Genomic DNA, 25,054 nt, shown 5'->3' on the forward strand with positions numbered 1-25,054 from the left:
CCTTGCCTGCGCGGATTGATATCAAAAATCGGCCGGCCGCAACAGGATTCGGGAACCTATTTCGCCGCGGCTCTGCGCCGGGTGAAGGCGGTCACGATGTCCTTCTGCGCCAGCTCGATCGCGCGGTTGGCCGTCGTCAGATTGGCGTCGGCATCCTGCTTCGGAAACTGCAGCGACAGGAAGTCGATCAGCGACACCCGGAAGTTCTGCCGCTCCGATGGACAGACATTGGCGATCAGCGAGGTGAACTCCTGGTCGGACATCGCCTTGTTGCTGTCGCGGGGATATTCGCGGGCGAGACAATTCCAGTAGGCGTCGCGGCCGGTGATCGCGAGCCTGTGCGCATCGTCGACCTCATCGGCCATCGCAGCGGGGGATATGGCAGCGGAGGACGTGATCAAGAGGGCGGCCGCAACCAGCATGCGCATGTGTTGTTCTCCATTTTGGCGCATCGTAGCGAAGAGCGACAACCACGATAAGCACCGCCGCGCCAATCTGGCAAACTGGCCAATCACGATTATTTTGACTACTCTCGATCCCTGTTCCCCTCCTCGCGATGAGTGCAGTCGTGGCCAAAGCTCCCACCAAGGCGACCAAGACAGAGACCAAGACAGACGCAGGCAACATCTATATCGGCATCGGCGGCTGGACCTTCGAGCCGTGGCGCGGGGTGTTCTATCCCGAGAAGCTCACGCAGGCGAAGGAGCTGTCCTACGCCGCCTCCAAGCTGACCTCGATCGAGATCAACGGCACCTATTATGGCTCGCAGAAGCCGGAGAGCTTTCGCAAATGGGCCAGCGAGGTGCCCGACGGCTTCATCTTCTCGCTGAAGGGGCCGCGCTTCGCCACCAATCGCCGCGTGCTCGCCGAGGCCGGCGATTCGGTGAAGCGGTTCTATGATTCGGGCGTGCTGGAGCTGAAGGACCGGCTCGGCCCGGTGCTCTGGCAGTTTGCGCCGACCAAGAAATTCGACGGCGCCGATTTCGGCAAGTTCCTCGAACTGTTGCCGCGCAAGCTCGACGGCCGCGCGCTGCGCCATGTCGTCGAAGTGCGCCACGACAGCTTTTGCGTCCCCGAATTCATCGCGCTGCTGCGGCAGTTCGAGGTGCCTGTGGTGTTCGCCGAGCACGGCAAATATCCGGCGATCGCCGATATCGCCAGCGACTTCGTGTATGCGCGGCTGCAGAAGGGCAATGACGAATTGAAGACCTGCTATCCGCCGAAGCAGCTCGACGCCTGGGCCAAGCGGTTTCAGGACTGGGCCGGCGGCGGCGAGCCGGACGACCTGCCGCGGGTCGACAAATCAGCGCCGAAGAAGACGCCACGCGACGTGTTCGCCTACGTGATCCATGAGGGCAAGATCCGCGCGCCGGCGGGCGCGATGGAATTGATCGAACGGGTGAAGTGAGGGAGAACCGATGGCGAAGGCGAAAAAGCTGTTCACCATCGGCTACGAGCAGACGCCGTCCAAGGCCGTGCTCGACGAACTCGAGCACGCCGGCGTCAAGCTGCTGGTCGACGTCCGCGCGGTCGCCTCCTCGCGCCGCCCCGGCTTCTCCAAGAGCCAGCTCGCCGCGGGCCTCGACGAGCGCGGCATCGGCTACGTCCACCTGCGCGGCCTCGGCACGCCGAAGAGCGGACGGGAGGCGGCGCGCAGCGGGCAATATGCGCTGCTGCACAAGATCTACTCGGCGCACCTCAAGACGGCGCAGGCCAGGGAGGAGCTCGACGAGCTGTCGGCGCTGGTGAAGAAGTCCGGCCCGGTCTGCATCCTCTGCTACGAGCGCGACCACGAACATTGTCACCGCCGCTGGATCGCCGAGATCATCGAGGAGCGCGACGGCGTCAAGATCGAGAACCTCGCCGCGCCGCAAGTTTAGCCTTTCCCCTCCAGGCGCAACGTCCCCTCCATCATCTGCACACAGGCCCCGCCGACATGCGCGGATGTGATTGCGCCATCCTGCTTGCGCACGCGGGTCAGCAGCAAGCTCGGCCGGCCCATGTCGACACCCTGGCCGACCGTCAGCTTCAGGGTGCCGTCGCGCAACGGATCGAGCGCGGCAAGCAGCGCGGCCGCGGCGACCGTGGCGCTGCCGGTGGCCGGGTCCTCGATCAGGCCGCTTGATCCCGGAAAGAACATCCGCGCCTGTAGATCGCAAGGCGCCTCCGCGACGGGGACGTCGCGCGTGTAGAAGTACGCGGAGAATGCTCCGTCACGCGGGAAGAAGCGCGCGAACGCCGCGGCATCCGGCTTGGCCCGCCGGACCGCATCGCGCGATGCGACCTCAAAGACCAGGAACGGCGTTCCCACCCCGACCACCTGCGGTGCCTGGCGATCCGTCCTGACATCGTCTGCCGTGAGCGAGATCAGGCTCGCGACCTCACCGGCGGAGAACTGCGACAGACGCAACAGCGGCTGCGGGGCGGTCAGCTCAGTGGCAACGACCCTGCCGCCCTGTCGCGCGATATCGACCGGGACCAACCCCGCCTTCTCCTCGAAGATCAGGCGTGGCTTCGGCTCCTTCGCAAGCTGTGCCAGCACGAAGGCGGTGCCGACATTGGGATGCCCGGCAAACGGCAGTTCTCTCACCGGCGTGAAGATGCGAACCTGGGCGTCGTTGGCCTTGTCCTGCGGCGGCAGCACGAAGGTCGTCTCGGAATAGTTGAACTCGGTCGCGATCGCCTGCATTTGCGCGGTCGACAGCCCCTGGGCGTCGAGCACCACGGCGAGCGGGTTGCCGCCGAAGGCGCGATCAGTGAAAACGTCGACGGTGATATAGCGGCGCTGCATCTTGCGTGTCCTTGTGCCGGTCGTTCCGATGGCGTCATCGTAACACAGCAGCAACGACGCCCTTCAGAGCACTCGGTACAATCGCGCTCCTTGTTTGAGCATGATCTCCTCGGAAAACCGCTTCGCACTTTTCCGGATCATGCTTTAGAAGCGAAACAGCTCGCGCGGCGATGCGAGCACGCGGGCGCGCTCATCAGCGTCGACGATAAGCTCGTCAAGAAATTTGCGGTTCTTCGCGTAGCTCTGCGTCGCCTCGAATTGCGTGTGCGGCCAGTCGCTGCCCCACAGCAGCCGGTCGACCCCGTAGGCATTGCGCAGCAGCGGATAGGCCTGCTTCGCGAATGCCTCGCCGGCCCCGCCATTGCGATAGGGTGCCGAGATCTTGACCCAGACATTTCGCGTCGCGCCAAGCTTGAGGACCGACTGGAATCCGGGATCGTCGATGCCGAGCTTTGGATCGGGCAAGGCGAAATGATCGAGCACGACTTTCACGCCCTGGTCGAGCAGCTGTGGCGCGAGCGTCGCGAGATCGCCGGCGTTGCGCTGGATCTCGACCTGCCAGTCGAGCGTCCTGATCTGTGCCAGCAGCGCCGTCCAGTCCGGCGACGTCAGATCGGGCAGCTTCTGGCCGACCAGATTGAGACGGATGCCCGCCACGCCGGCGCGATCGAGCGTGCGAAGCTCCTCGGCGGCAACGGCAACGTCGACCACGGCGATGCCGCGCAGGCGGCCATTGGTCGCCTTCAGGCATTCGACCAGATAGGAATTGTCGGTGCCGAGAAAGCTCGGCTGCACCAACACGCCATTGGTGATGCCGTTCTGGTCGAGCTGCTGCAGATAGAGCGCGAGCGGCGCGTCGTAGTCGGGCGCGTAGCGCCGGCCCGGCGCGAGCTTCAGCTCGCGATGAAAGACGTGGGCGTGGGTATCGATCGCGAGTTTCGGCACCTCAGCCCTCACTTTGCTCGCCAATCCGCCTGCCGACAGCACGGCAACCACTCCCGCGGCAAACCGGCGCCGCGTCAACCCATGTTGGTACGATGTCATCATCATTCCTCATCATCACGCGCGCGTGGCGGCGGCCTGCTCGAAAACCTTGCCGCGGGTTTCCGGCAGCATCAGCACCGCGACCAGCACCAGCGAATAGGCGAACGCCGCGTCGATCCCGATCGCAGCACCGAGGCCGATGTGATCGCTGAGATAGCCGACCAGGAAGGGAAACGCCGCGGAGACGATGCGGCCGAAATTGTAGCAAAAGCCCACGCCAGTCCCGCGCACGCCAGCCGGATAGAGTTCGCTGAACAACGCCGCCATGCTGGCGGGAATGCCCGCCGAGAAGAATCCCAGCGGGAAGCCGAGCACCAGCATCTGCGAATTGGAGAGCGGCGCGAAGATGTAGACCAGCACCGTCACGACGCAGGCGGCTGCGAACAGCGTCACGTTGGCGCGCCGCCCGATCCGGTCGCTGATGATCCCCGACACCACGCAGCCGCAGAAGAAGGCGACGATGATCACGGCGAGATAGGCGCTGGAGCCGAGCACCGAGAGATGCCGCACCTCGCGCAGGAACGTCGGCAGGAATGTCGTCAACGCCGCATAGCCACCATGGGCGCCGATGCCGAACAGGCCGCCGATCAAGGTCGAGCGCAGCACGTCGCGGTGAAAGATTCCGGCAAGCGTCGCGAAGAACGGCGGCTCGGCCGCGCGCGCTGCGGCGCGCGGCGGCTCCTTCAGCCCGCGGCGGATATACAGGATCAGCAGCGCCGGGATCAGGCCGACGGCGAACAGGATGCGCCAGGCGATATCGGCGGGCGCATAGGTGAACACCAGGGCCGAGAGCAGCACGGCAGCGCCCCAGCCGACCGCCCATGCGCTCTGCACGGCGCCGAGCGCCTTGCCGCGATGCTCGGCGCGAATGATCTCGGCCATCAGCACCGCGCCGCAGGCCCATTCGGCGCCGAAGCCGATACCCTGGATCGCCTTCAGGATCACGAGCTGGGTGTAGTTCATGGCGAAGGCCGAGGCGAAGGTCGCGAGCGCAAAGGTCGCCACCGTGATCTGCAACGCCTGCACCCGACCGAAACGGTCGCCGAGCGCGCCGCCGAGCCAGCCGCCGAACGCGCCGAAGAACAGCGTGACCGAGCCGAGCAACCCTGCGTCGGCCTTGCTGATCCCGAAGGCTGTAATCAGCGCCGGAATGGCGAGGCTGAACATCTGGACGTCGAGCGCATCTAACCCCCAGCCGCCGAAGCTTGCCCAGAAGGTGCGCCGCTCGAGCGGCGAGCATTCGCTGTACCAGTTTGCCATTTCTTCTCCCTGTGAATTCTTATGTTGTTGTGTTTGGTTGCCGCGCTATCTGATCTCGGCATGGTAGCGGAAGCGATCCGCCGGCCCGCGCGAGCGGCGCCATTCGATCGGCCGCCGCTCCAGATCGAAGGCCAGGCGCTCGATCACGATCAGCGGCGCGTTGGCCTCGAGCCGCAGCAGACGCGATTGCATCTCAGTCGCGATCTCGACGGTGAGGATTTCGTCGGCCGAGACCACGACCTGGCCGCAGCGGTCCTCATAGAGCGGATACAGCAAGTCGCCGAACTCGGAGGTCGCGAGAGCGAGCAGCGCCTCGAAGCGCGACCTCTCGAGCCAGATCTCCTCGGCGAGCAGCGGCACGTCGTCGATCAGCCGCAGGCGCGACAGGCTGATGACGGGCTCGCCGACGCCGATGCGCAGCGCCGAGGCGACAGCCGAGGTCGCCGGCATCGCCTTGCGCCGCAAGATACGGCTTTGCGGCACGCGGCGCTCGCCGCTCTCCGACTGGAAGCGGAAGAAGCGGAACAGCGAGGAATTGAACCGCGCGCGGCGCACGAAGGTGCCGCGGCCCTGCTGGCGCTCCAGCACGCCGTCGCTGACGAGTTGGTCGATCGCCTTGCGCACGGTGCCGATCGCGACGCCGTAATGCGCGCCGAGCTCGGCCTCGGAGGGAATCAGGTCTCCGGGACGCCATTCATTGCGATTGATGCGCACCGCGAGGTCGTCGCGGAGACGCTGGTAGCGCGGCAGGCGGTCGTCGAGAGTTGAATTCATATAGTCATCTATATGAGTAGATGATGCCACGTCAATCGCTACCTTATTACCTCAAGCCTGAATGCTGCGGCCTACCCCAATTGCCAGACGGGCACCGGGTGCTCGTAACCCCGCACCGGGATCTCGCCGCGCGAGACGGCGTCCGGGCACGCGTCGCCGAGCGCCTCGCGCACGGCAGAGGAGATCAGAAATTGCGAGCCGAGCTCCTTGTTGAGCGCCTCGAGCCGCGCGGCAAAATTCACGGTGTCGCCGATCACGGTGTATTCCTTGCGCCGCGGCGAGCCGATGTTGCCGGCGACGACCTCGCCGATATGGATGCCGATGCCGATGCGCAGCGGCCAGTTCGACCCGGCGTTGAACCGATCATTGGCCGCGAGCATCTCACGCGCGGCGGCGACCGCCTGATGCGCGGCGTCGCCGGCCTCGAACGGCGCCCCGAACAGCGCGAGAAAGCCGTCGCCGAGAAACTTGTTCACGATGCCGCCATGGCGATCGAGGATATCGACCAGCACTGCGAACGCGCCGTCGAGCCGATCGACCACCTCCTGCGGCGAGCGTGAGCGCGCGCCCGCGGTGAAGCTGCGGAAATCGACGAACATCACGGCGACACGGCGGATGTCGCTCGCGGTAGAGGCCCCCTCCGCCATCAGACGTTCGACCACCTGCGGCGAGACGTGCTGGCCGAACAGGTTGGTGATGCGATCGCGCGCGGTGGCAGCCATGATGCTGGCGCCGAACTGCCGCCGCAGCTGCATGCCGACGGTGCCCGCGAGCACGCCCGACACCAGGACCACCACACTGCGCGCGCAGTGATAGAAGAAATCCGGCGCGGGATCGAGCGTCCCGTCGGGACGATAATACATCGCTATCCAGAACAGCTCGGAGGCCGCGACAAAGCCGGTGAAGGTCGATAGCCAGAAATCCAGCCGCAAGGTCGAGGCGATGATGAAGATGAAATAGACCAGCGGTGCGACCCAGCCGAGCGCGGCGACCGGGCCCATGCTGTCGATATGCAGGCCGAGCGCAACCGTCGGCATCGACGTTTCGATCAGGGCGCCGATATAGCGCCTGATAATCGGCAGGTCGCGCCGCTGCTTTTGGTGCCTGATGATCGCGCTATGCACCCACAATTCGAACAGGATGAACGGCACAATGACGGAGTAGAGATAGGACGGCTTGAAATTGCCATGCCACACCCGCACCAGCGCATCGGGAGCCGTGAAGTAGATCACCGAACTGATCACCGAGAATACCACGGCGATGCCGATCAGCACCTTGATGCGCAGCAGCTCGGTGGTCATCACCTCCTGCATCAGGGCGTGATGGAAGTCCGCGGATACGGTGGTGTCCTGTCCCGTCTTCTCTTCGTCCCGGAATCCGGCCATTCCCCTGCTCCCGTCGTTCCGGGGCGCGAAGCGAGCCCGGAATCTCGTCATTCCGCGTTCGGTGCTGCGCGCCGCCCCGGAGTGACGATCATTGACGGCATCCATCCTAGCCTCAATCGAGCGTGCGGCGGAAGCGCGTCACGGCGACGGTCATGGCGAACAGCATCAGAGCGGCCAGTGCGATGGTGTCGTATTGCAGATTCGGCATCGCCGCGCCCTTCAGCATGATGGCGCGGACGATGCGGATAAAATGGGTCAGCGGCAGGACCTCGCCGATATATTGCGCCCAGACCGGCATGCCCGCGAACGGAAACATGAAGCCAGACAGCAGGATGCTCGGCAGGAAGAACATCATCGAGAGCTGCATGGCCTGCAGCTGATTCTGCACGATGGTCGAGAAGGTATAGCCGATCGACAGATTGGTGGTGATGAACAGCGTGGTCAGCAGCCCCAGCAATGCAAGGCTGCCGAGCACCGGGACGCCGAACAGCAACACGCCGATGCCGATGATCAGCCCGGCCTGGATGAAGCCCACCATCACATACGGGATGATCTTGCCGAACATCACCTCGACCGGCTTGATCGGCATCGACAGCAGGCTTTCCATCGTGCCGCGCTCGATCTCGCGCGTCACCGACAGCGCGGTGAAGATCAGCATGGTCATGGTGAGAATGGTCCCGACCAGGCCCGGCACGATGTTCAGGCGGGATTCCGCCGCCGGGTTGTAGCGGGCATGGGCGCGGATCTCGAACGGCATTTCGGGCGGATCGCCGATATGCAGGTCGTGCGCCAGCGCCGACTGCACCAGCGGCCCGAGCGCGCCGAGCGCCGAGCCTGCAGCGACCGGGTCGGTGGCGTCGGCCGCGACCAGCAGCGCCGGTTTGTCGCCGCGTCGCACCGCGCGCTCGAAGCCGCGCGGGATCTCGACGCCGAACAGCACCTTGCCGGATTGCAGCAGCTCATCGAGCTGCTCGACGGTATGCACCTCGCGCGTGAAATGGAAATAGGCGGTATTCTCCATCGCCTTCAGGATCGAGCGTCCGAGATCGGAATCCTCCTGTAGCAGCACGGCGGTCGGCAGATGACGCGGCGTGGTGTTGATCGCGAAACCGAACAACAGCAACTGCATCACCGGGATGATGATAATCATGGCGAACGACACGCGGTCGCGGCGAAGCTGGATGAATTCCTTGACCAGCATCGCGTAGCTGCGCCGCCAGAAGCCGAATGCCGGCTCCCTCGCCTCATCCTTCTGGATCGTATCCGTCGCGCTCATCGGAAGTCATCCCTGGAAGTTGTCTTTGGAGCGCCCCATCAGATCGATGAAGACGTCTTCGAGCGATGGCTCGCTCGCCTGCCAATGCCACTTCGCATTACCGCGATGCGGCGCGATGGCAGCCTCGAGCGCCGCCTTGTCGCGGCCGGAGACGTGCAGGCTGGTGCCGAACGGCGCCGCCATATCGACACCCGGCTTGCCGCTGAGCTCGGCCATCAGTCCGTTGAAATCCTTGCCAGTGACCGTGTAGGTCGACAGCTCGGACTTCGCGATCACCTCGTCCACCGTGCCGTGCGCCAGGAGATGACCGTAGGCGATGTAGGCGATCTCATGACAGCGCTCGGCCTCGTCCATGTAGTGGGTCGAGACCAGCACGGTGAGGCCTTCGGCCGCGAGCGCGTGGATCTCGTTCCAGAAATCGCGCCGCGCCTTGGGATCGACGCCGGCGGTGGGTTCGTCGAGCAGCAGCAATTGCGGATTGGGCAGCGTGCAGGCGCCGAGCGCCAGTCGCTGCTTCCAGCCGCCCGACAGTTCGCCGGCGAGCTGCTCCTCGCGCCCCTTGAGGCCGATGCGCGCGATCATGTCGCGCGCGGCGCCGCGCGCGTCCGCCATGCCATAGAGCCGCGCCACGAACTCCAGATTCTCGCGCACCGACAGATCCTGGTAGAGGCTGAAGCGCTGCGTCATGTAGCCGACCTTGCGCTTGATCTTGTCGGCATCGCGCCGGATGTCGTAGCCGAGGCAGGTGCCCTCGCCGCTGTCGGGCGTCAACAGGCCGCACAGGATGCGGATGGTCGTGGTCTTGCCGCTGCCGTTGGGGCCGAGGAAGCCATAGATCGAGCCGCGCTTGACCTGCATCGACAGGTCATGGACCACCTCGCGCCCATTGAACGATTTGGTCAGGCCCTTCACATCGATCGCGATGGACGATGCGTTGGAGCGGGCGTTGGTCGGACCGCCGTTCATCTGCGTGCCGCCATTGGCGTCTTCGAGTTAGTCTTGGGATTGAGGTAGATGCTGATCGGCTGGCCGACCCGCAGGACATCGGGCCGGCTCGGCCGCGCCTGGATCAGATAGACCAGCTTGTTGCGCTCATCGAGGCTGTAGATGACGGGCGGCGTATACTCCGCCGTGGTCGCAATGAAATAGATCTTGGCGGTGAGGTCGGCGGCGCAATTGTCGCAGGTGACCCTCACCTCGTCGCCGAGCGCGAGCTTCGGCAGCTCGGTTTCCGGCACGAAGAAGCGCAGCTTCATGTTGCCGGGCGGCATGATCGACAGCACCGGCCGCTGCGCCTGCACCATCTCGCCCTCGCGGAAATAGATCTGCTGGATCGAGCCCGCGATCGGCGCAAAGCCCTTGCGGCGATCAAGCCGCGTCTGCGAGGTGACGACGCGCGCTTCCGCGACGCGCAGCGCCGAGACGGCGGAATCCAGGTTGGCCTGGGTGCCGGCGCCGGTGCCGCGCAGCGAGGCCGCGCGGTCATAGCTCTGCCGGGCGTTGGCCAGGGTCGCGTTGTTCTGGTTGAGATCGGCGCGCTGCAGATCGTCGTCGACCGAGTAGAGGAGATCGCCGGGCTTGACCTCGTCGCCCTCGCGCACGTTGAGCTTGATGACGCGGCCGGATTCATCCGGGCTGACGAAAATCATGTCGGCCTCGACCCAGCCCTGGAAGCCGGGGTCGCGCTTCTCCTTGCATCCGGCGAGCGCCGCCGCCACCGCGACGATCGTGATCAGCTTCATCATGCGCGAAGCGGTCATGTCTTGCTCCGTTCGCCGAAGATCAGATCGAGATGCACCTTGAACATCGCGAGCCCGTCGAGCGGCGCGTGCCGGGCAAACAGGCTCTGCCAGATCACCGCGACGATCGCGGGTGCGACGACCAGCTGCGGGAAATCCCCGAGCTCGCGGTGCTTGATCTCGCCGCGCGTGATCGCGAGCTGCACCAGTGCCCTCATGCCGGTCAGGCCCTTCGACACCACCTCGCGGAAGTAGAAGTCGGCAATCGCCGGGAAGCGCGGCCCTTCGGCGACGATCAGGCGGATGATGTCGCCGCGCCGGGTCGCCACGACCTCGCGCATGAAGGTCTCGGCAAATCCCTCCACCGCGTCGCGCACAGGACCGGTGATGGTGGGCAGCGCGGTCAAGCGGCCGATCAGCGGCACCAGCGCGGTGCGGATCAGCTCCTCGAACATCGTCTCCTTGTCCTTGAAGTAGAGATAGAGCGTGCCCTTGGCGACGCCTGCCCGCTTGGCGACCTCGTCGAGCCGCGTCGCGGCAAAGCCGCGCGCGATGAACTCGTCCATCGCCGCCTCGATGATCGCCGCGCGCCGCTCCGCGGATTTCCCGGCGCGGCTCGCAGCCGGCTTCGCCTCAGGCAGTGTTGCCGAGGCCACCTTCGGGATCTTCGCCGCGGCCGTCCGGATCGTGGTCCGGCGCTTGGCCGGCTGGGTACGGGTCGATGTTTTGGTGCGCTTTGTCATAGTTAAATTATGACTGACTGGTCAGTCATTGTCAAGGCAGATCGAGGGGTACTTGGTTCGATACGAAACACTCCTGCCTGCCGGCTTGAGCGGGATCAAAAGTCGCCTGGCATTTCGTGGGATCTGCCCGCCGTCAAAGGGCGCGCCAAGTCAAATTCTGCAGCGCCGAATGATCTAGACTAAAGATTTGCGGCTCGCAGGATGGCTGGAGCGCAGCGAAACCAGTCAGGCTGCAACCGCGTGGGGAGATGATGGGTTTCGCTTCGCTCTATCCACCCTACGCCCGACTACGTGTGAAACTTCAGCCCATCGAGGATCTTGTCGACCACCTTCCGCTCGGCGCGGATGGCGAGGCCGACCAGGTTGAGATCGCTACGTGCCACTGCCCTCACCACCTCGCGATTGGCGGCGTCATGCGTGGTCCTGAACATGTCCTCGGTGTAGAGCGCCGGCCGCACGTCGCGCGCCAGCGCGCGATCCAGCGCGCGCGACAACTGCGCACGGTCGGCGCCGTAGATCAGGATCGGCTGACCGATCAGGGACAGATACTTCGTCCTCGAGCCGTCCTCGTAATTCTCGCCGATACATTCTGGAAAGGAAGCTGCGATGCCACCGGCCAGAAACGACGCCACGTTGAGCTTCTGCCAGACTTCCAGGTCGGTGCGGATCACGACCGCGATCTTGGTGTCGAACTGCATGGCGGGAGCTTAGCGGCAGTATGCCGTGCCGCCTACCCCTTGGCGTCGCAGGCCCAGGCGCGGATCACGCATTCCTTGCCGCCGTAGTCGTAGCACTTCTTGGTCGCGGCATTGAGCGAGCTCGAGATCCTGGGCGCCACCGCATAGCCATGCGCGCCGCAAGGATTCTTCATGTCGATCGCGAGCGCGGCACAGGCGCGCTTCATGGTGACGGTGGTGCAATCGCCCTTGCACTGCTTCAGCGCCGCCGCGCGCGCCGCGCCCTCCGCCGGATAGTCGAAGGCCTGGCCATAGGCCCCGCATTTGCCGACCGCGAATGCACCGGCCGCGTGCGCCTTGGGGATGAAGGTTTCCACGGAGAAACGCGTGGCGCCAACCAGCAATGTCAGGACGAGAATCGTCAGCGCGCGGCGCTGCGCGGCGGCGGTCGAAATGATCAAGCGGAAATCCCCCAAAGCCCGGCGCGGACTCTACAAAGGGGTCGTTTCCAGATGGTGAATGACGGGTTGAAGGGCGCAATTCCAACCACGCGTCGTCCCGGCCCCCGTGCGCAATTGCGCACTAGGCCGGGACGACGGTGGATGGAGCTAGCTGCGCCTTGCTGCTTCCAGCGCCTGGGGCGTGTCGATGTCGAGGAAGGCGCTGTTGCCTTCGACCGGGACCTCGGCGACCACCTCGGAATGCTTGGCGATCAGATGACGCGCGCCGATGTCGCCATCGAGCGTCATCAATTCCTTGAAGAAACGCCGCGACCAGAGCACCGGATTGCCGCGGCGGCCCTCGCTGACGGGCACTGCGATCAGGTGGCCGCGATCGGGCTCGAAGGTCTCGATCAAAAGATCGATCAGCTTCGCATCGATCAGCGGCATGTCGCCGAGGCAGACGACCGCGCCATCGGCGCTGTCGGAGACCGCCGAGATGCCGGCCTTCACCGAGCTGGCGAGTCCGCCGGCGAAATCCGGGTTGCGGACGAACTTGACCTTGAGTCCATCAAGCGCCTGCTCGACCAGGTCGGCCTGGTGCCCGGTGACGACAATCACCTCCGAGGCCTTCGAGGCCAGCGCCTGCTCGGCGACGATGCGCGCGAGCTTCTTGCCGTCGAGTTCGGCGAGCAGCTTGTTCGGGCCGCCCATCCGGGTCGAGCGTCCCGCCGCGAGCACGATCGCCGCGACGTTGCGGTTGCCTTCGGTATCGGGGACGGTGCGCGGCTGCGGCCGCGTCACGATCTCCATGAGAAGACCGCCGACGCCCATGCCGGTGAGATCCGACCGCGTCACCTTGATGCCGGCGAGCAGCCGCATCAGCACCCAGTCAAAACCGTTCTCGACCGGCGAGCGCGCGCAACCCGGCGCGCCCAGCACCGGCACGCCGCCGGCGCTGCCGATCAGGAGCAGATTACCGGGATCGACCGGCATGCCGAAATGCTCGATGGCGCCGCCGATCTCGGTGATTGCGGCCGGGATCACGTCGCGGCGGTCGGCGATCGCGGACGCCCCGAACACGATGACGAGTTCGGCCCCCAGACCGAGCAATTCCTTGATCGAGGCCGCGAGCACGGTCTCGTCATGCGGCACCCGGCGCTCGGCGATGATGGTGGCGCCGGCCGGCGCCAGACGCTCGGCGGTGACCCGCAGCGTCTTGTCGATCACTTTCGGCGCGAGGCCCGGCAGCAAGGTCGAGACCACGCCGACCTTCCGGATCACGTAAGGCGCGATCCGCAGCGTGCCCTTGCCGGCGACGGCGACGGCCGCATCGCGCAGCCGGTCCTCGACGCCGAACGGGATCAGCTTGACGGTCGCGATCATCTCGCCTTCGACCACCGGCTTGAACGCTGAGAGCGTTGCAAAGGTGATTGCCTCGTCGACGCCGTTGATGCGATCGACCGCGGCGCGGTCGACCACCAGCACGCCCGGGCGCGCCGCAAACAGATTGGCGCGGCCGGTGAAGGCGCGCTCGACATTGACGCCCTCGCCCGCCACCGCCTGCGCGATGCTGGCGGCCGCGACGTCTTCGGAGACATCGCCCTCCTCGAGCCGCACCACGACGACGTCCTTGACGCCGGCCCTGGTCAGCGCCGCGACCTCATCCGGGCCGATCGTGGTGCCTTTCTTGAGCACCAGCGTGCCCTGGCGGAGCGTGTGCACGGTGACGCCGCCAATCGCGTCGGCCGGACTGGCGGGACCGAACTTCATGCCGCTTCTTCTTTTTCTTTGGGAGGCAAACGCAGCTGCGCGGTGATCTCGGCCATGATCGCGACCGCGATCTCCGACGGCGACACCGCGCCGATGTCGAGCCCGATCGGCGCGTGGATGCGCGCGATGTCGCTGTCCCGCGCGCCTAGCGCGCGCAGCCGCTCGGCGCGCTTGGCGTGGGTCTTCCGCGAGCCGAGAGCGCCGATGTAGAAGCAGTCGCGGTCGAAGGCGTGCAGCAGCGCCGGGTCGTCGATCTTGGGATCATGCGTCACCGCGACGAACGCCGTGTAGTGATCGACATTGAGCGGCGGCAGCGCGACGTCGGGCCATTCGGCGACCAGCGGCACGTCGGGGAAACGCTCCGGGCTTGCAAACGCCGTGCGCGGATCGACCACCGTGACGTCATAGTCGAGCGAGCGCGCCAGCGGCGCCAGGGCCTGGCTGATATGGACCGCGCCGATGATCACGAGCTTTGCGGTCGGCGCGTAGACGTTGAGGAACAGCTTTTTTCCGCCGGCCTCGACATTGCCGCTCTTGCCCATCCGCAGCTGCTTGGCAAGCTCGACGCGCAGCGGATCGGCGGCGATGTCCGCAGCCTTCACCAAGCGCTGCTCGCCATTGGCGGTGTCGGTGACGATGATGACCGGGCGGCGCGCGGCGCGCTCGGCGTTGAGCTCTTTCAGGATCTCGAGCTTCACGGCTAACCGACCTTCTCGACGAACACGCGGATGGTGCCGCCGCAGGACAGGCCGACATTCCAGGCCGTCTCGTCCGCGACGCCGAATTCGAGCATTTTTGGCTGGCCGCTCGCGATCACGTCGAGCGCTTCCGTCACCACCGCGCCCTCGACGCAGCCGCCGGAAACGCTGCCCAAGAACGTGCCGTCGTCATTGATGACGAGGCTCGAGCCGGCCGGGCGCGGCGCCGAGCCCCAGGTCTCGACCACGGTGGCGAGCGCCACGCCATGGCCCTGCTTCTGCCAGGTCTCGGCGGCCTGCAGGATGTCTTCGTCGCGGTTCAGCATGGTGGCCTCCTGCTATCGGGTCAGGCTTCTCAGGCTACAGAACGGATCAGGCTGCGGTGGTGCGCCGGCGGCGGGGATGACAGCGCCCCGATCAAGCCCTTGATGGACGTCAAGTTATGCACCGGGCGAAATTCGTCAACGTGGGGCAGCATCATTTTGATGCCCTGGGCCTTGGCCTCGAAGCCGGAATAGCGCAGCAGCGGGTTGAGCCAGATCAGGCGGCGGCAGGAGCGGTGCAATCGGTCCATCTCGAAGGCCAGTTTGGCATCGGCCTCGCGTTCTAGTCCATCGGATATAAGGAGGACGATGGCGCCCTGCCCGAGCACCCGGCGGGCCCAGAGCTGGTTGAAGGTGTGCAGCGAGGTCGCGATCCGCGTCCCGCCGGCCCAGTCTTCCACCGAGGACGTGCAGCTCGCCAGCGCCTCGTCGGGGTCGCGCGCCCGCAACGCGCGCGTCACATTGGTCAGGCGGGTGCCGAACAGGAACACCGAGACCCGCTTGCGGTAGTCGGTGATGGCATGCAGGAAGTGCAGGAACAGGCGGGTGTATTCGCTCATCGAACCGGAAATATCGAGCAGCGCCACGATCGGCGCCGGCTTCTCGATCCGGCCGAGCTTCCTGATATCGATGATCTCGCCGCCGGTGCGCAGCGAGTTGCGCACGGTGCGGCGCATGTCGAGCCGCAAGCCGCGCGCGTCCGGCTGATAGCGGCGGGTCACGAGCTCGGCCTGCGGCAGCCGCATCCTGGCGATCTCGCGCGTCACCTCGGCGATCTCCGCCGCGGTCATCTGCGCAAAATCCTTCTTCTGCAGCACCTCCTTGTCGGAGACCGAGAGCTTCAGCTCCTGCTCCTGGGCCTGCGGCCGCTCCTCGCTCTTCGCCGGCTGCGCCATCGCCTCCTGGACGCGGCGCGAGGCCGGCGGCGGCTTCTTCCTGGCGTGGTCGGGCAGCGGGACGGAATCCAGCATGCTCTTCCACTCCTCGGCGGCGCGGAAGAACAGCTCGAAGGCCTGGCGGAAGATCAGCGCATGCTCATGGCGCTTGACGAAGATCGCTTCCAGCGTGGCGTAGAAGTCGGAGCGATGTCCGACCTCGATCAGCTGCAGCGCATCGAGCGCATCGATCACCGAGCCCGGCCCGACCGGGAGCCCGGCCGCCCGCAGCGCGCGGGCAAAGCCGATCACGTTGTCGGCCATGTGGCCGGTCGGAGGCGCGAGGTGGTTGATCGGCATCGCTTATACCCTGTCATTCCGGGGCACGCGCAGCGTGAACCCGGAACATCGAGATTCCGGCTTCGATGCTGACGCATCGCCCCGGAATGACGGACGTTGTTGCGGCGCGTGACTTACGTCTCGCTCGTCGCTTCCTTCAATGTCTTCTGCAACGCATCGCCCTGCATGCGCGCGATGTCGTCCTGGTACTTCAGGAGTGCGCCCAGCGTGTCGCCGACCACCTGCGGCGTCAGCGAGCGGGCGTCGAGTTCGGACAGCGCGGTGGCCCAATCGATGGTCTCGGCGACGCCCGGCGACTTGTAGAAATCCTGGTTGCGCAGCGCCTGCACGAAGCGGACCACCTGCTGCGACAGCTTCGCGGAAATGTTCGGCACCCGCGACTTGACGATCGCGAGCTCGCGCTCCGCTGTAGGATAATCCACCCAGTGATAGAGGCAGCGGCGCTTCAGCGCGTCGTGGATCTCGCGGGTGCGGTTCGAGGTAATGATCACGATCGGCGGCGCCGGCGCCTTCACGGTGCCGAGCTCGGGGATCGTGACCTGGAAGTCGCTGAGGATTTCGAGCAGATACGCCTCGAACGCCTCGTCGGCACGATCGAGTTCGTCGATCAGCAGCACCGGGGGGCCAGCGACGTCGGGCTCAAGCGCCTGCAACAACGGTCGCTTGATCAGGAAGCGCTCGGCGAAGATGTCGCTCGCAAGCTGGTCGCGATCGGTATCGCCCGAGGCCTCCGCGAGCCGGATCGCGATCATCTGCGCCGCGCTGCTCCACTCATAGACGGCGGAGGCGACATCGAGGCCTTCATAGCATTGCAGGCGAATCAGCTTGCGCCCGAGCGCCGCCGACAAAACCTTTGCGATTTCGGTCTTGCCGACACCGGCCTCGCCTTCCAGAAACAGCGGCCGCCCCATGCGCAGCGCGAGATAGGTCACGGTCGCCAGCGACCGTTCGGCGAGATAACCGCGCGATGTCAGCAGCTCCTCGAGCGCATCGACGGAAGTGGGTAACGCCGGTGCACTCATGGAACAGCCAGTCTTCGAACAGGGGTTAGCGAAATCACGCTGTGGATTTGGTTCTTGGATCTAGACCTTGCGATCTAGATCTTGGGATCTAGTGCCTTTTCGGTCCCTTGGATCTAATCCTTGGCGTTGGCGGCTTCCACCGCCCTGCGCGTCAGAACGCCGATCAGATGCGCCCGGTATTCCGCACTGCCGTGCAGGTCGCTGTTCAGCCCGTCGGCCGGAACCGCGATGCCGTCGAGCACCTTGTGCGAGAAGCGCTTCTTCAGGGCCTCCTCGAACGCGGCAACGCGGAACACGCCGTCGGAGCCCGCGCCGGTGACCGCGACACGCACGTCGGACGGACGCTTGGCCACGAACACACCGACCAACGCATAACGCGAGGCCTGGTTGCGGAACTTGACATAGGCCGCCTTCTTCGGCAGCGGGAACATCACCTTGGTGATGATCTCGTCGGCCTCCAGCGCAGTCGAGAACAGACCCTGGAAGTATTCCTCAGCCTTCAGACGGCGCTTGTTGGTGACGATGGTGGCGCCCAGCGCCAGCACCGCGGCCGGGTAGTCGGCGGTCGGGTCGTTGTTGGCGAGCGAGCCGCCGATGGTGCCGCGATGGCGCACGGCTGGATCGCCGATCATACCGGCAAGTTCGGCCAGCGCCGGGATCGCCTCGCCCACGATCGCGGAGTTCGCGACCTCGGCGTGCTTGGCGGTGGCGCCGATCACCAGCGAGCGGCCCTTCATCTCGATCGTGTCGAGACCTTCGATATGGGAGAGATCGACCAGATGCGGCGGGCTCGCGAGCCGCTGCTTCATGACCGGCACCAGCGTGTGACCGCCGGCGATCAGCTTGGCGTCCTCGTTCTTCACCAGGAGGTTGGCGGCCTGCCGTACGGTGCCGGGACGGTGATATTTGAATTCGTACATTGGAATGTCCTGATCGCGATCGCGATGAATTGCTGACTAGCCGTGGTCGACTTGTTAGGCGAGGTCCGACTTGGCCATCGCCTTCGCGCCGGCGGCAATCGAGGCCACGATGTTCTGGTAGCCGGTGCAGCGGCACAGGTTGCCTTCCAGCTCCTCGCGGATCACTTCATCGCTGAGGTCGTGGCCCTTGCGATGGACCAGGTCGACCGCGGTCATGATCATGCCCGGCGTGCAGAAGCCGCACTGCAAGCCGTGATGCTCGCGGAAGGCTTCCTGCATCGGATGCAGCGGTGCGCCGTCGGCCGCCAAGCCCTCGATGGTCTTGACCTCATGACCGTCGGCCATCACCGCGAGCGTCGTGCAGGACTTCACCGCCTTGCCGTCCAGGTGCACGACGCAGGCGCCGCACTGCGAGGTGTCGCAGCCGACATGGGTGCCCGTCAGGCGCAGGTTTTCGCGCAGAAACTGAACCAGAAGGGTACGGGGGTCGACATTGGCGTTCACGGGGTTGCCGTTCACGATCATTGAAATCTTGGCCATCAGCACTCTCTTATCTGCGCCACCGCATATCGGCGAAGCAGGCGGTTTAAAATCATTCCAGACGGCATAATATGGGCGCGCCCCGCGATGGGCAACCTTTGGAGCCACCCATCCAGGACATAACGGGAAGCCTTGGCCGGACCCAGATAGTCCAACCGGAAAGCAGGCCTAACCCTGCACCGCCTTTGCAAAATTTGCAAAGAATTCATCGGCCAGCTTCTTGGCGGCGCCGTTGATCAGGCGCTGGCCGAGCTGGGCGAGCTTGCCGCCAATCTGCGCCTCCACGTTGTAGCTCAGAAGCGTGCCGCCATCCTTGTCGGCGAGGCCGACTGTGGCGCCGCCCTTGGCGAAGCCGGCGACCCCGCCCTCGCCTTCACCCGAGATCTTGTAGCCGTTCGGCGGATCGAGATCGCTCAAGGTGACCTTGCCCTTGAAGCGGGCCGACACCGGGCCGACCTTCATTTTCGCGGTGGCGCGGAAGCCGCCCTCGTCGGTCTTCTCCAGCTCTTCGCAGCCGGGAATGCAGGCCTTCAACACTTCGGGATCGTTGAGCTTGTCCCACACAGCCTGGCGCGGCGCTGCAAGCTGGACTTCGCCGGTCATCGTCATGGCCATGGGGGACCTCCTTGATCGCAAGAAACCTTTTCCCCCAAGTAAAGCAGCCCGGGCGCAAAGGAAAGGCCACCTTGGGAGGATGAGCGATGCATATTCGCAACCGCAGCAAGCCAAGCGCATCGTTCACGAAATCGCGCGGTCCGCTTGCCGAATATGACGGCAGCGCAGGGGCATTGGCAGCGACGCGCAGGAGTGGTTAGGTCGCGCGCCATGAGCACAGCCCTCTCCCCCCTGCTTGCGCCGATGCTGTCGAGCGCCGCGATGCGCGCGGTGTGCGACGACTCCGCCACCCTGCAGAACATGCTGGATTTCGAGGCGGCGCTGGCCCGCGCCGAGGTGGCCTGCGGCGTGATTCCCGCAGCCAGCGCGGGACCGATTGCCGCGGCCTGCAAGGCCGAATCATTCGACCTCGCCGCGCTGGCCGATGCCGCGACGCGATCTGGCAATCTGGCGATCCCGCTGGTCAAGGCCCTGACCGCTGACGTCGCCAAGGCCGATGCCGAGGCGGCGCGTTACGTGCATTGGGGCGCGACCAGCCAGGACGTCATCGATACGGCGACCATGCTGACCTTGCGCGCCGGCATCGATGCGCTGCTCGCGGACCTCGACCGCGCCGTTGCGGGCTTTGCCGGGCTCGCACACGCCCACCGCGACACCGCAATGGTGGCGCGGACCTGGCTGCAGCACGCGCTGCCGATGCCGTTCGGCCTCAAGCTCGCCGAATATGCCGCGGCGCTGCATCGCTCGCGCAAGCGCTTGCTGCGCCTGCGCCGCGAAACCCTGGCACTGCAATTCGGCGGCGCCGCGGGGACGCTCGCCGCGCTCGGCGACAAGGGCCTCGCGGTCGCGGCAACCCTCGCGAAAGAGATCGACCTGCCTCTGCCCGATGCGCCCTGGCACACCCACCGCGACCGCATCGCGGAGGCGGCGTCGGTGTTCGCGATCCTCGCCGGCAGCTGCGGCAAGATCGCGCGCGACATTTCGCTGATGATGCAGACCGATGTCGGCGAGGCCTTCGAGCCGGCCGGCGCCGGCCGCGGCGGCTCCTCCACCATGCCGCACAAGCGCAATCCGGTGGCGGCCGCAAGCGCGCTGGGCGCCGCGACCATGGCGCCGAACCTCGCTGCCACGATCTTCGCCGCGCAGGTCCAGGACCATGAGCGCAGCGCAGGCCCGTGGCATGCGGAATGGCCGACCTTGCCGGGCCTGATGCTGGTGACCTCAGGCGCACTCGCCGCGACAGTCGATCTCGCCGAAGGGCTCGAGGTCGATGCGGCGCGGATGCGCGTCAACCTCGATGCGACGCATGGGCTGATCATGGCGGAAGCCGTCACCTTTGCCCTCGCCGACAAGATCGGCAAGAGCGACGCCCATCATCTGATCGAGGCCGCCAGCAAGAAAGCGGTCGCGGAGAAGAAGCATCTGCGCGACGTGCTGTCGGCGGATGCCAAGATCTCCGCGCATCTCGACGACAAGCGTATCGCAGAGCTGTTCGAGCCGATGGCCTATCAGGGCGCCTCGCAGGCGCTGATCGACCGGCTGCTGGCTTCACTGGACGACAGATAGCGACGGCGTGAAGCAACGACGCGCTTCGCCGCACATGACGAGGGGATAACATATGCCGATGATCAACGCCGACGGATGCCTGCTCAACGTCCAGGTGGATGGCCGCGACGGCGGACCGACCGTGATGCTGTCGAACTCGCTCGGCTGCACCTTGCAGATGTGGGAGCCGCAGATGAAGGCGCTGACGCAGATGTTCCGCGTCATCCGCTACGACCGCCGCGGCCACGGCAAGTCCGGCGTGCCGGCCGGTCCCTACTCGATGGAGCGGTTCGGCCGCGACGTGCTGGCGATCCTCGACGACCTCAACATCGAGAAGGTGCATTGGTGCGGCCTGTCGATGGGCGGCATGGTCGGGCAATGGCTCGGCGCCAACGCTCCTGAAAGATTCGGCAAGATCATCCTCGCCAACACCGCCTGCTATTATCCCGATCCGACCAACTGGCTGAACCGCATCAAGGCGGTGAAGGAAGGCGGCATCGCCGCGGTCGCCGACACCGTGATCGCGGGCTGGCTGACTGCCGACTTCCGCGAGCGCGAACCAGAAACCACGGCGCGCATGAAGGCGATGCTGCTCGCCTCTCCCGTCGAGGGCTATCTCGCCTGCTGCGAGGCGCTCTCGACGCTCGACCAACGTGCGCTGCTGCCTGGGATCAAGAGCCCGACGCTGGTGATCGCAGGCAAGCAGGACATGGCGACGCCGGTGTCGGCGGGTGAGATGATCCGCAGCGGCATTCCCGGCGCCAGCATGACACTGCTGGACGCCGCGCACATCTCCAATGTCGAGCAGTCGCACGCCTTCACCGAAGCCGTAGTCGGCTTCCTGACGCAACGGTAACAGCAAAGAGCGTCATTGCGAGGAGCGAAGCGACGAAGCAATCCACGTCTCCGCCAGCGGTGAAATGGATTGCTTCGCTCGCAATGACGAGGAGGAACTTCGATGGACGATAATCAGCGCCGCGACGACGGCATGACGCAGCGCCGCAAGGTGCTGGGCAATGAATGGGTCGACAAGTCGATCAAGAACCGCAATGCGTTCAACACCGACTTTCAGGACCTGATCACACGCTACGCCTGGGGTGACATCTGGACCCGGCCGCATTTCGATCACCGCACCCGCCGCGTGCTCGTGATCGGCACCATGGTCGCGCTCGGCCAGTGGGACGAATTCCGCCTGCATGTGCGCGCCGCACTCAGCGAAGGCGGCTTCACGCCCGAGGACATCAAGGAGATCCTGCTGCAGCAGGCGATCTATTGCGGCGTGCCCGCGGCTAATCACGCCGTCAAGGAAGCCGGCGCGATCATTGCCGAGCTAGGGCTGCTGAAGGGATAGCCCGCTCGCCGGCGCCCCCGCCTCGACGGCAGGAGTGACGGCAGCTCGCTTCGGCGAGGTCTCGAACAGCATCACGATCGCGGTGCCGAGCAGCATCAGAAGCTCGGATGCATGCATCCGCATCGCTTCGATCTCGCCGACCTTGGAGGCCATCATCATGCTGGCGAAGCTCAGCACGCTGCCGAGGCAGAGCGCCACCGCAAGCGCCTCGTCGGCGCCACTGCTGTTTCTGCGCAGCGGCGAGAACGCTGCCATCGCGAGGAACACCGCGAAGAACGCCACCACCGTGATCCGCGCAAGCGCCAACAGCCATGCGAGCCGCACCGTCGCCATCTTGCCGAGGTGCAGATAGTCGCTCGCATACAGCGCGATCGACACGCTCGGCCGCTCATAGAGGCCGTGGATCGGCGACACCATGATGCTGAACGCGATGATGGTCCAGACCGGAATGAAATAGGCCGCAAGCAGAGCGCCGTTGAAGGAGCTGATCCGCCAGTTGCTCGACATTGCCGCTTCCCGCTTCTCTCCGGCGCCTTTGGATCGGCGACGGTTCAGCCTGCGAGGTAACGCCGATCGATTGCCGGCAGCAATTTAAACCCTTTGTTAAGGTTAAGCGCGGTGCGATGGTTCCGGATCGATGCGATCGGGCCAGGCCAGGATCTGCCCAGCACCTGCGCCGGCCGGGATAAAGGGGGTAAAATGAGCGAAAGAACCCGCATTTTCGTCGCGACGCCCTGCTTCGGCGGCGACCTTAAGATGGCCTATGTGCTGTCTGCCCTGAAGCTTCAGGCCGTGGCCACTGCCCGGGGCATCGACATCCAGTTCCACCTGATAGGAAACGAATCGCTGATCGTGTGCGCCCGGAACGAACTGGCCCACCAGTTCCTTGTATCCGGCGCCAGCCATCTGCTGTTCATCGATGCCGATATCGGGTTCGAACCCGAGGCCGTGTTCCGGCTGCTGGATTGCGGCGCCGATGTTTCGGCCGCAGCCTACCCGCTCAAGCACATCGATTGGGAAAAGGTGCAGCGGGCTGCGGACGCCAAGCGCAAGAACCTCTCGTCATCCTCGCTGGACTATGTCGTCACATGGGAAGGCGACCAGATCACGGCTCGCGGCGATGGCTTCGCCAAGGTCCGATATGCCGGAACCGGCTTCCTGATGATGAAGCGATCCGCCCTCGTCAGGCTGTGCGACGCCCATCCCGAGCTCAAATATCGGGCGAACCACAAGAGCAACGACTTGAACACCGGCGACTTGGTTCGCGCCGACCTCGGCCGTGTCTCGCTGTTCGAATGCATGATCGACAAGACGACCGGCGAGTATTTGTCCGAAGATTACGCCTTCTGCCGGCGCTGGCTCGACCTCGGCGGCGAAATCTGGCTGGACCTTCGAAGCGAGCTTACGCATTTCGGTTCATATGCCTTCCGCGGCCGCTTCGCCGATCAGCTGGCCTGAGCAACACAGGCAGAAGCGGAAGACCCAACGAAATAGAAATCCCGAACAAAAAGGCCTCGCCGTTCGGCGAGGCCCTTGTGTTGCATCTGCTCTTGCGCCGAACTAGCGCTCCGGATTGGGCTTCTGGCCCTGCCGGCCGGGATCCTGCTGCTGCTGGCCGGGCTTCTGGCCGCCGCCCTGCTGCTGACCGGGCTTCTGACTCGGGTTCTGGTTCTGCTGGCCGGGGTTCTGGTTCTGATTGCTCATTCGCTTAACTCCCTTTGCTTTCATCAAGCTCGGGACAACGCACCGTCAGGACCGCGGTTGCTCGGGGAACACGGGTTCCGGCGCGATCATTGCAAGGCAACGAGGTGTCGACCCTGTGACATCGGAACCGCACCCGCCGAAGTAGTTATGTACAAGCCCTCGTCTGCTGCTGCCACGCTGTTGCCGCCGCCGGGGTTCCACTGTTAGAAAATACCACGACGCGACGGATCAGGCTGCCGGGGGCCCTCGGCGCGTCACCCCTCGAGTTACGGCAGCGCATGGATTATTTCGCCCAGCAACTGATCAACGGCCTCGTGCTCGGTTCGATCTACGGCCTGATCGCCATCGGCTACACGATGGTCTACGGCATCGTCGGCATGATCAACTTCGCCCATGGCGACATCTTCATGATCGGCGGCTTCATCGCGCTGATTTCGTTCCTGGTGCTGGTGTCGCTCGGCCTCACCGCGATCCCCCTGATCCTTCTGATCGTGCTGCTGGTCTCGATGGCGATCACCGCGCTCTATGGCTGGACCATCGAGCGCATCGCCTACCGGCCCTTGCGGCATTCGTTCCGCCTGGCGCCGATGCTGTCGGCGATCGGCATGTCGTTCGTGCTGACCAACTTCTCGCAGGTGTCACAGGGTGCGCGCGTCAAGCCGGTGCCGCCGATCATCACCGGCGGCTACACGCTGCATGAGGGCGCGCAAGGCTTCGCCGTGCAGCTCTCCAACGTCCAGATCATGGTCGTGCTCGCCACCATCGTGGTGCTGGCGCTGTTCACCTGGCTGGTGTCGCGCACCCGGCTCGGGCGCGACATGCGCGCCTGCGAGCAGGACCAGACCATGGCCGCACTGCTCGGCGTCGACGTCGACCGCACTATCTCGATGACCTTCGTGATCGGTGCCGCGCTCGCCGCCGTCGCCGGCATGATGTACCTGCTGTATTATGGCCTGGTCGATTTCTTCATGGGCTTCGTCGCCGGCATCAAGGCGTTCACCGCCGCCGTGCTCGGCGGCATCGGCTCGCTGCCGGGCGCGATGCTCGGCGGGCTTGCGATCGGTCTGATCGAGACGTTCTGGTCGGCCTATTTCTCGGTGGAATACAAGGACGTCGCCGCGTTCTCGATCCTGATCGTGGTGCTGATCTTCATGCCGACCGGCCTGCTTGGCCGTCCCGAAGTCGAAAAAGTCTGACAG

General features: G+C 65.2%; 29 protein-coding genes. 7 read left to right on the forward strand and 22 right to left on the reverse strand.

Translation table 11 applies throughout. From position 1 onward, the window contains the following. Window positions 1-56 precede the first annotated feature (56 nt). Window positions 57-428: a hypothetical protein gene (locus HU230_RS18890; RefSeq protein WP_176530370.1), complete on the reverse strand. Its 372-nt coding sequence runs from the start codon at window positions 426-428 to the stop codon at window positions 57-59. Between the two features lie 140 nt (window positions 429-568). Between HU230_RS18890 and HU230_RS18895 the strand changes: the two genes are divergently transcribed. Further along, on the forward strand, window positions 569-1,408 hold the full coding sequence (locus HU230_RS18895) for a DUF72 domain-containing protein (RefSeq protein ID WP_420840876.1): 840 nt from the start codon (window positions 569-571) through the stop codon (window positions 1,406-1,408). A gap of 10 nt (window positions 1,409-1,418) precedes the next feature. Further along, window positions 1,419-1,880, forward strand: coding sequence for a DUF488 domain-containing protein (locus HU230_RS18900; RefSeq protein WP_176530368.1), 462 nt, complete (start codon window positions 1,419-1,421; stop codon window positions 1,878-1,880). Here the strand turns inward: HU230_RS18900 and HU230_RS18905 are convergent. From HU230_RS18905 to HU230_RS18995, 19 genes are all read right to left on the reverse strand, one after another. Next, window positions 1,877-2,791: a PhzF family phenazine biosynthesis protein gene (locus HU230_RS18905; protein ID WP_176530367.1), complete on the reverse strand. Its 915-nt coding sequence runs from the start codon at window positions 2,789-2,791 to the stop codon at window positions 1,877-1,879. The two genes, HU230_RS18900 and HU230_RS18905, sit on opposite strands and share 4 nt — an antisense overlap. A 144-nt stretch (window positions 2,792-2,935) precedes the next feature. Further along, a complete protein-coding gene (locus tag HU230_RS18910; RefSeq protein ID WP_176530366.1) occupies window positions 2,936-3,835 on the reverse strand; it encodes an amidohydrolase family protein in 900 nt (299 codons plus the stop codon). 15 nt (window positions 3,836-3,850) lie between these two features. Next, window positions 3,851-5,095, reverse strand: coding sequence for an MFS transporter (locus HU230_RS18915; protein WP_176530365.1), 1,245 nt, complete (start codon window positions 5,093-5,095; stop codon window positions 3,851-3,853). Between the two features lie 45 nt (window positions 5,096-5,140). Beyond that, entirely contained in the window at window positions 5,141-5,869 is a 729-nt protein-coding gene (locus HU230_RS18920) for a GntR family transcriptional regulator (protein WP_176530364.1), read from the reverse strand. A 71-nt stretch (window positions 5,870-5,940) separates the two neighbouring features. Beyond that, window positions 5,941-7,254, reverse strand: a complete 1,314-nt coding sequence (locus HU230_RS18925; RefSeq protein WP_176530363.1) for an adenylate/guanylate cyclase domain-containing protein — start codon at window positions 7,252-7,254, stop codon at window positions 5,941-5,943. A gap of 112 nt (window positions 7,255-7,366) precedes the next feature. Beyond that, on the reverse strand, window positions 7,367-8,530 hold the full coding sequence (locus tag HU230_RS18930; protein ID WP_176530362.1) for an ABC transporter permease: 1,164 nt from the start codon (window positions 8,528-8,530) through the stop codon (window positions 7,367-7,369). Window positions 8,531-8,536: 6 nt separating this feature from the next. Then, window positions 8,537-9,496, reverse strand: a complete 960-nt coding sequence (locus tag HU230_RS18935; RefSeq protein WP_176530361.1) for an ABC transporter ATP-binding protein — start codon at window positions 9,494-9,496, stop codon at window positions 8,537-8,539. After that, window positions 9,493-10,290 carry an HlyD family secretion protein gene (locus HU230_RS18940; protein WP_176530360.1) on the reverse strand — a complete coding sequence of 266 codons (798 nt, stop codon included), beginning with the start codon at window positions 10,288-10,290 and terminating at the stop codon, window positions 9,493-9,495. The genes HU230_RS18935 and HU230_RS18940 overlap by 4 nt, the downstream gene beginning before the upstream one ends. After that, complete coding sequence (locus HU230_RS18945) at window positions 10,287-11,012, reverse strand: TetR/AcrR family transcriptional regulator (RefSeq protein WP_176530359.1); 726 nt, start codon at window positions 11,010-11,012, stop codon at window positions 10,287-10,289. The genes HU230_RS18940 and HU230_RS18945 overlap by 4 nt, the downstream gene beginning before the upstream one ends. 287 nt (window positions 11,013-11,299) lie before the next feature. Further along, window positions 11,300-11,710: a DUF2000 family protein gene (locus HU230_RS18950; protein WP_176530358.1), complete on the reverse strand. Its 411-nt coding sequence runs from the start codon at window positions 11,708-11,710 to the stop codon at window positions 11,300-11,302. Window positions 11,711-11,742: 32 nt separating this feature from the next. Next, window positions 11,743-12,093 (reverse strand): DUF4189 domain-containing protein, encoded by a 351-nt coding sequence (locus HU230_RS18955; RefSeq protein ID WP_224944180.1) that lies wholly within the window; start codon window positions 12,091-12,093, stop codon window positions 11,743-11,745. A 204-nt stretch (window positions 12,094-12,297) separates the two neighbouring features. Further along, complete coding sequence (locus HU230_RS18960; RefSeq protein WP_176530356.1) at window positions 12,298-13,902, reverse strand: NTP transferase domain-containing protein; 1,605 nt, start codon at window positions 13,900-13,902, stop codon at window positions 12,298-12,300. Next, complete coding sequence (locus tag HU230_RS18965) at window positions 13,899-14,600, reverse strand: XdhC family protein (protein ID WP_176530355.1); 702 nt, start codon at window positions 14,598-14,600, stop codon at window positions 13,899-13,901. The genes HU230_RS18960 and HU230_RS18965 overlap by 4 nt, the downstream gene beginning before the upstream one ends. Before the next feature lie 2 nt (window positions 14,601-14,602). Beyond that, window positions 14,603-14,926 carry an XdhC family protein gene (locus HU230_RS18970; protein ID WP_021077800.1) on the reverse strand — a complete coding sequence of 108 codons (324 nt, stop codon included), beginning with the start codon at window positions 14,924-14,926 and terminating at the stop codon, window positions 14,603-14,605. A gap of 29 nt (window positions 14,927-14,955) precedes the next feature. Continuing rightward, a complete protein-coding gene (locus HU230_RS18975; RefSeq protein WP_176530354.1) occupies window positions 14,956-16,158 on the reverse strand; it encodes a vWA domain-containing protein in 1,203 nt (400 codons plus the stop codon). A gap of 113 nt (window positions 16,159-16,271) precedes the next feature. Continuing rightward, complete coding sequence (locus tag HU230_RS18980) at window positions 16,272-17,180, reverse strand: AAA family ATPase (protein WP_176530353.1); 909 nt, start codon at window positions 17,178-17,180, stop codon at window positions 16,272-16,274. A gap of 113 nt (window positions 17,181-17,293) precedes the next feature. Beyond that, on the reverse strand, window positions 17,294-18,100 hold the full coding sequence (locus HU230_RS18985) for an FAD binding domain-containing protein (protein WP_176530352.1): 807 nt from the start codon (window positions 18,098-18,100) through the stop codon (window positions 17,294-17,296). 54 nt (window positions 18,101-18,154) lie between these two features. Continuing rightward, entirely contained in the window at window positions 18,155-18,640 is a 486-nt protein-coding gene (locus tag HU230_RS18990; protein ID WP_021077804.1) for a (2Fe-2S)-binding protein, read from the reverse strand. A gap of 168 nt (window positions 18,641-18,808) precedes the next feature. Continuing rightward, window positions 18,809-19,255, reverse strand: coding sequence for an SRPBCC family protein (locus HU230_RS18995; protein WP_016840413.1), 447 nt, complete (start codon window positions 19,253-19,255; stop codon window positions 18,809-18,811). A gap of 210 nt (window positions 19,256-19,465) precedes the next feature. Here HU230_RS18995 and HU230_RS19000 point away from each other — a divergent pair, with 210 nt between their 5' ends. The 3 genes from HU230_RS19000 (at window position 19,466) to HU230_RS19010 (ending at window position 22,151) form a co-directional block, all read left to right on the forward strand. After that, window positions 19,466-20,821: a 3-carboxy-cis,cis-muconate cycloisomerase gene (locus HU230_RS19000; protein ID WP_176530351.1), complete on the forward strand. Its 1,356-nt coding sequence runs from the start codon at window positions 19,466-19,468 to the stop codon at window positions 20,819-20,821. Between the two features lie 52 nt (window positions 20,822-20,873). Next, complete coding sequence (gene pcaD / locus HU230_RS19005; RefSeq protein ID WP_095735330.1) at window positions 20,874-21,656, forward strand: 3-oxoadipate enol-lactonase; 783 nt, start codon at window positions 20,874-20,876, stop codon at window positions 21,654-21,656. Window positions 21,657-21,758: 102 nt separating this feature from the next. After that, window positions 21,759-22,151 carry a carboxymuconolactone decarboxylase family protein gene (locus HU230_RS19010; RefSeq protein WP_173637433.1) on the forward strand — a complete coding sequence of 131 codons (393 nt, stop codon included), beginning with the start codon at window positions 21,759-21,761 and terminating at the stop codon, window positions 22,149-22,151. On the opposite strand, the gene HU230_RS19015 is transcribed toward HU230_RS19010, so the two are convergent. Then, window positions 22,131-22,658, reverse strand: coding sequence for a hypothetical protein (locus tag HU230_RS19015; protein ID WP_176530350.1), 528 nt, complete (start codon window positions 22,656-22,658; stop codon window positions 22,131-22,133). The two genes, HU230_RS19010 and HU230_RS19015, sit on opposite strands and share 21 nt — an antisense overlap. Window positions 22,659-22,769: 111 nt before the next feature. Here HU230_RS19015 and HU230_RS19020 point away from each other — a divergent pair, with 111 nt between their 5' ends. After that, window positions 22,770-23,609, forward strand: coding sequence for a hypothetical protein (locus HU230_RS19020; protein WP_224943364.1), 840 nt, complete (start codon window positions 22,770-22,772; stop codon window positions 23,607-23,609). 102 nt (window positions 23,610-23,711) lie between these two features. On the opposite strand, the gene HU230_RS19025 is transcribed toward HU230_RS19020, so the two are convergent. Next, window positions 23,712-23,855 carry a hypothetical protein gene (locus tag HU230_RS19025; protein WP_176530348.1) on the reverse strand — a complete coding sequence of 48 codons (144 nt, stop codon included), beginning with the start codon at window positions 23,853-23,855 and terminating at the stop codon, window positions 23,712-23,714. A gap of 278 nt (window positions 23,856-24,133) precedes the next feature. On the opposite strand from HU230_RS19025, the gene HU230_RS19030 reads away from it, so the two are divergent. Beyond that, window positions 24,134-25,051 (forward strand): ABC transporter permease subunit, encoded by a 918-nt coding sequence (locus HU230_RS19030; RefSeq protein ID WP_176530347.1) that lies wholly within the window; start codon window positions 24,134-24,136, stop codon window positions 25,049-25,051. Window positions 25,052-25,054 lie beyond the last annotated feature (3 nt).

It is taken from the genome of Bradyrhizobium quebecense (assembly GCF_013373795.3).
GTDB lineage: Bacteria > Pseudomonadota > Alphaproteobacteria > Rhizobiales > Xanthobacteraceae > Bradyrhizobium > Bradyrhizobium quebecense.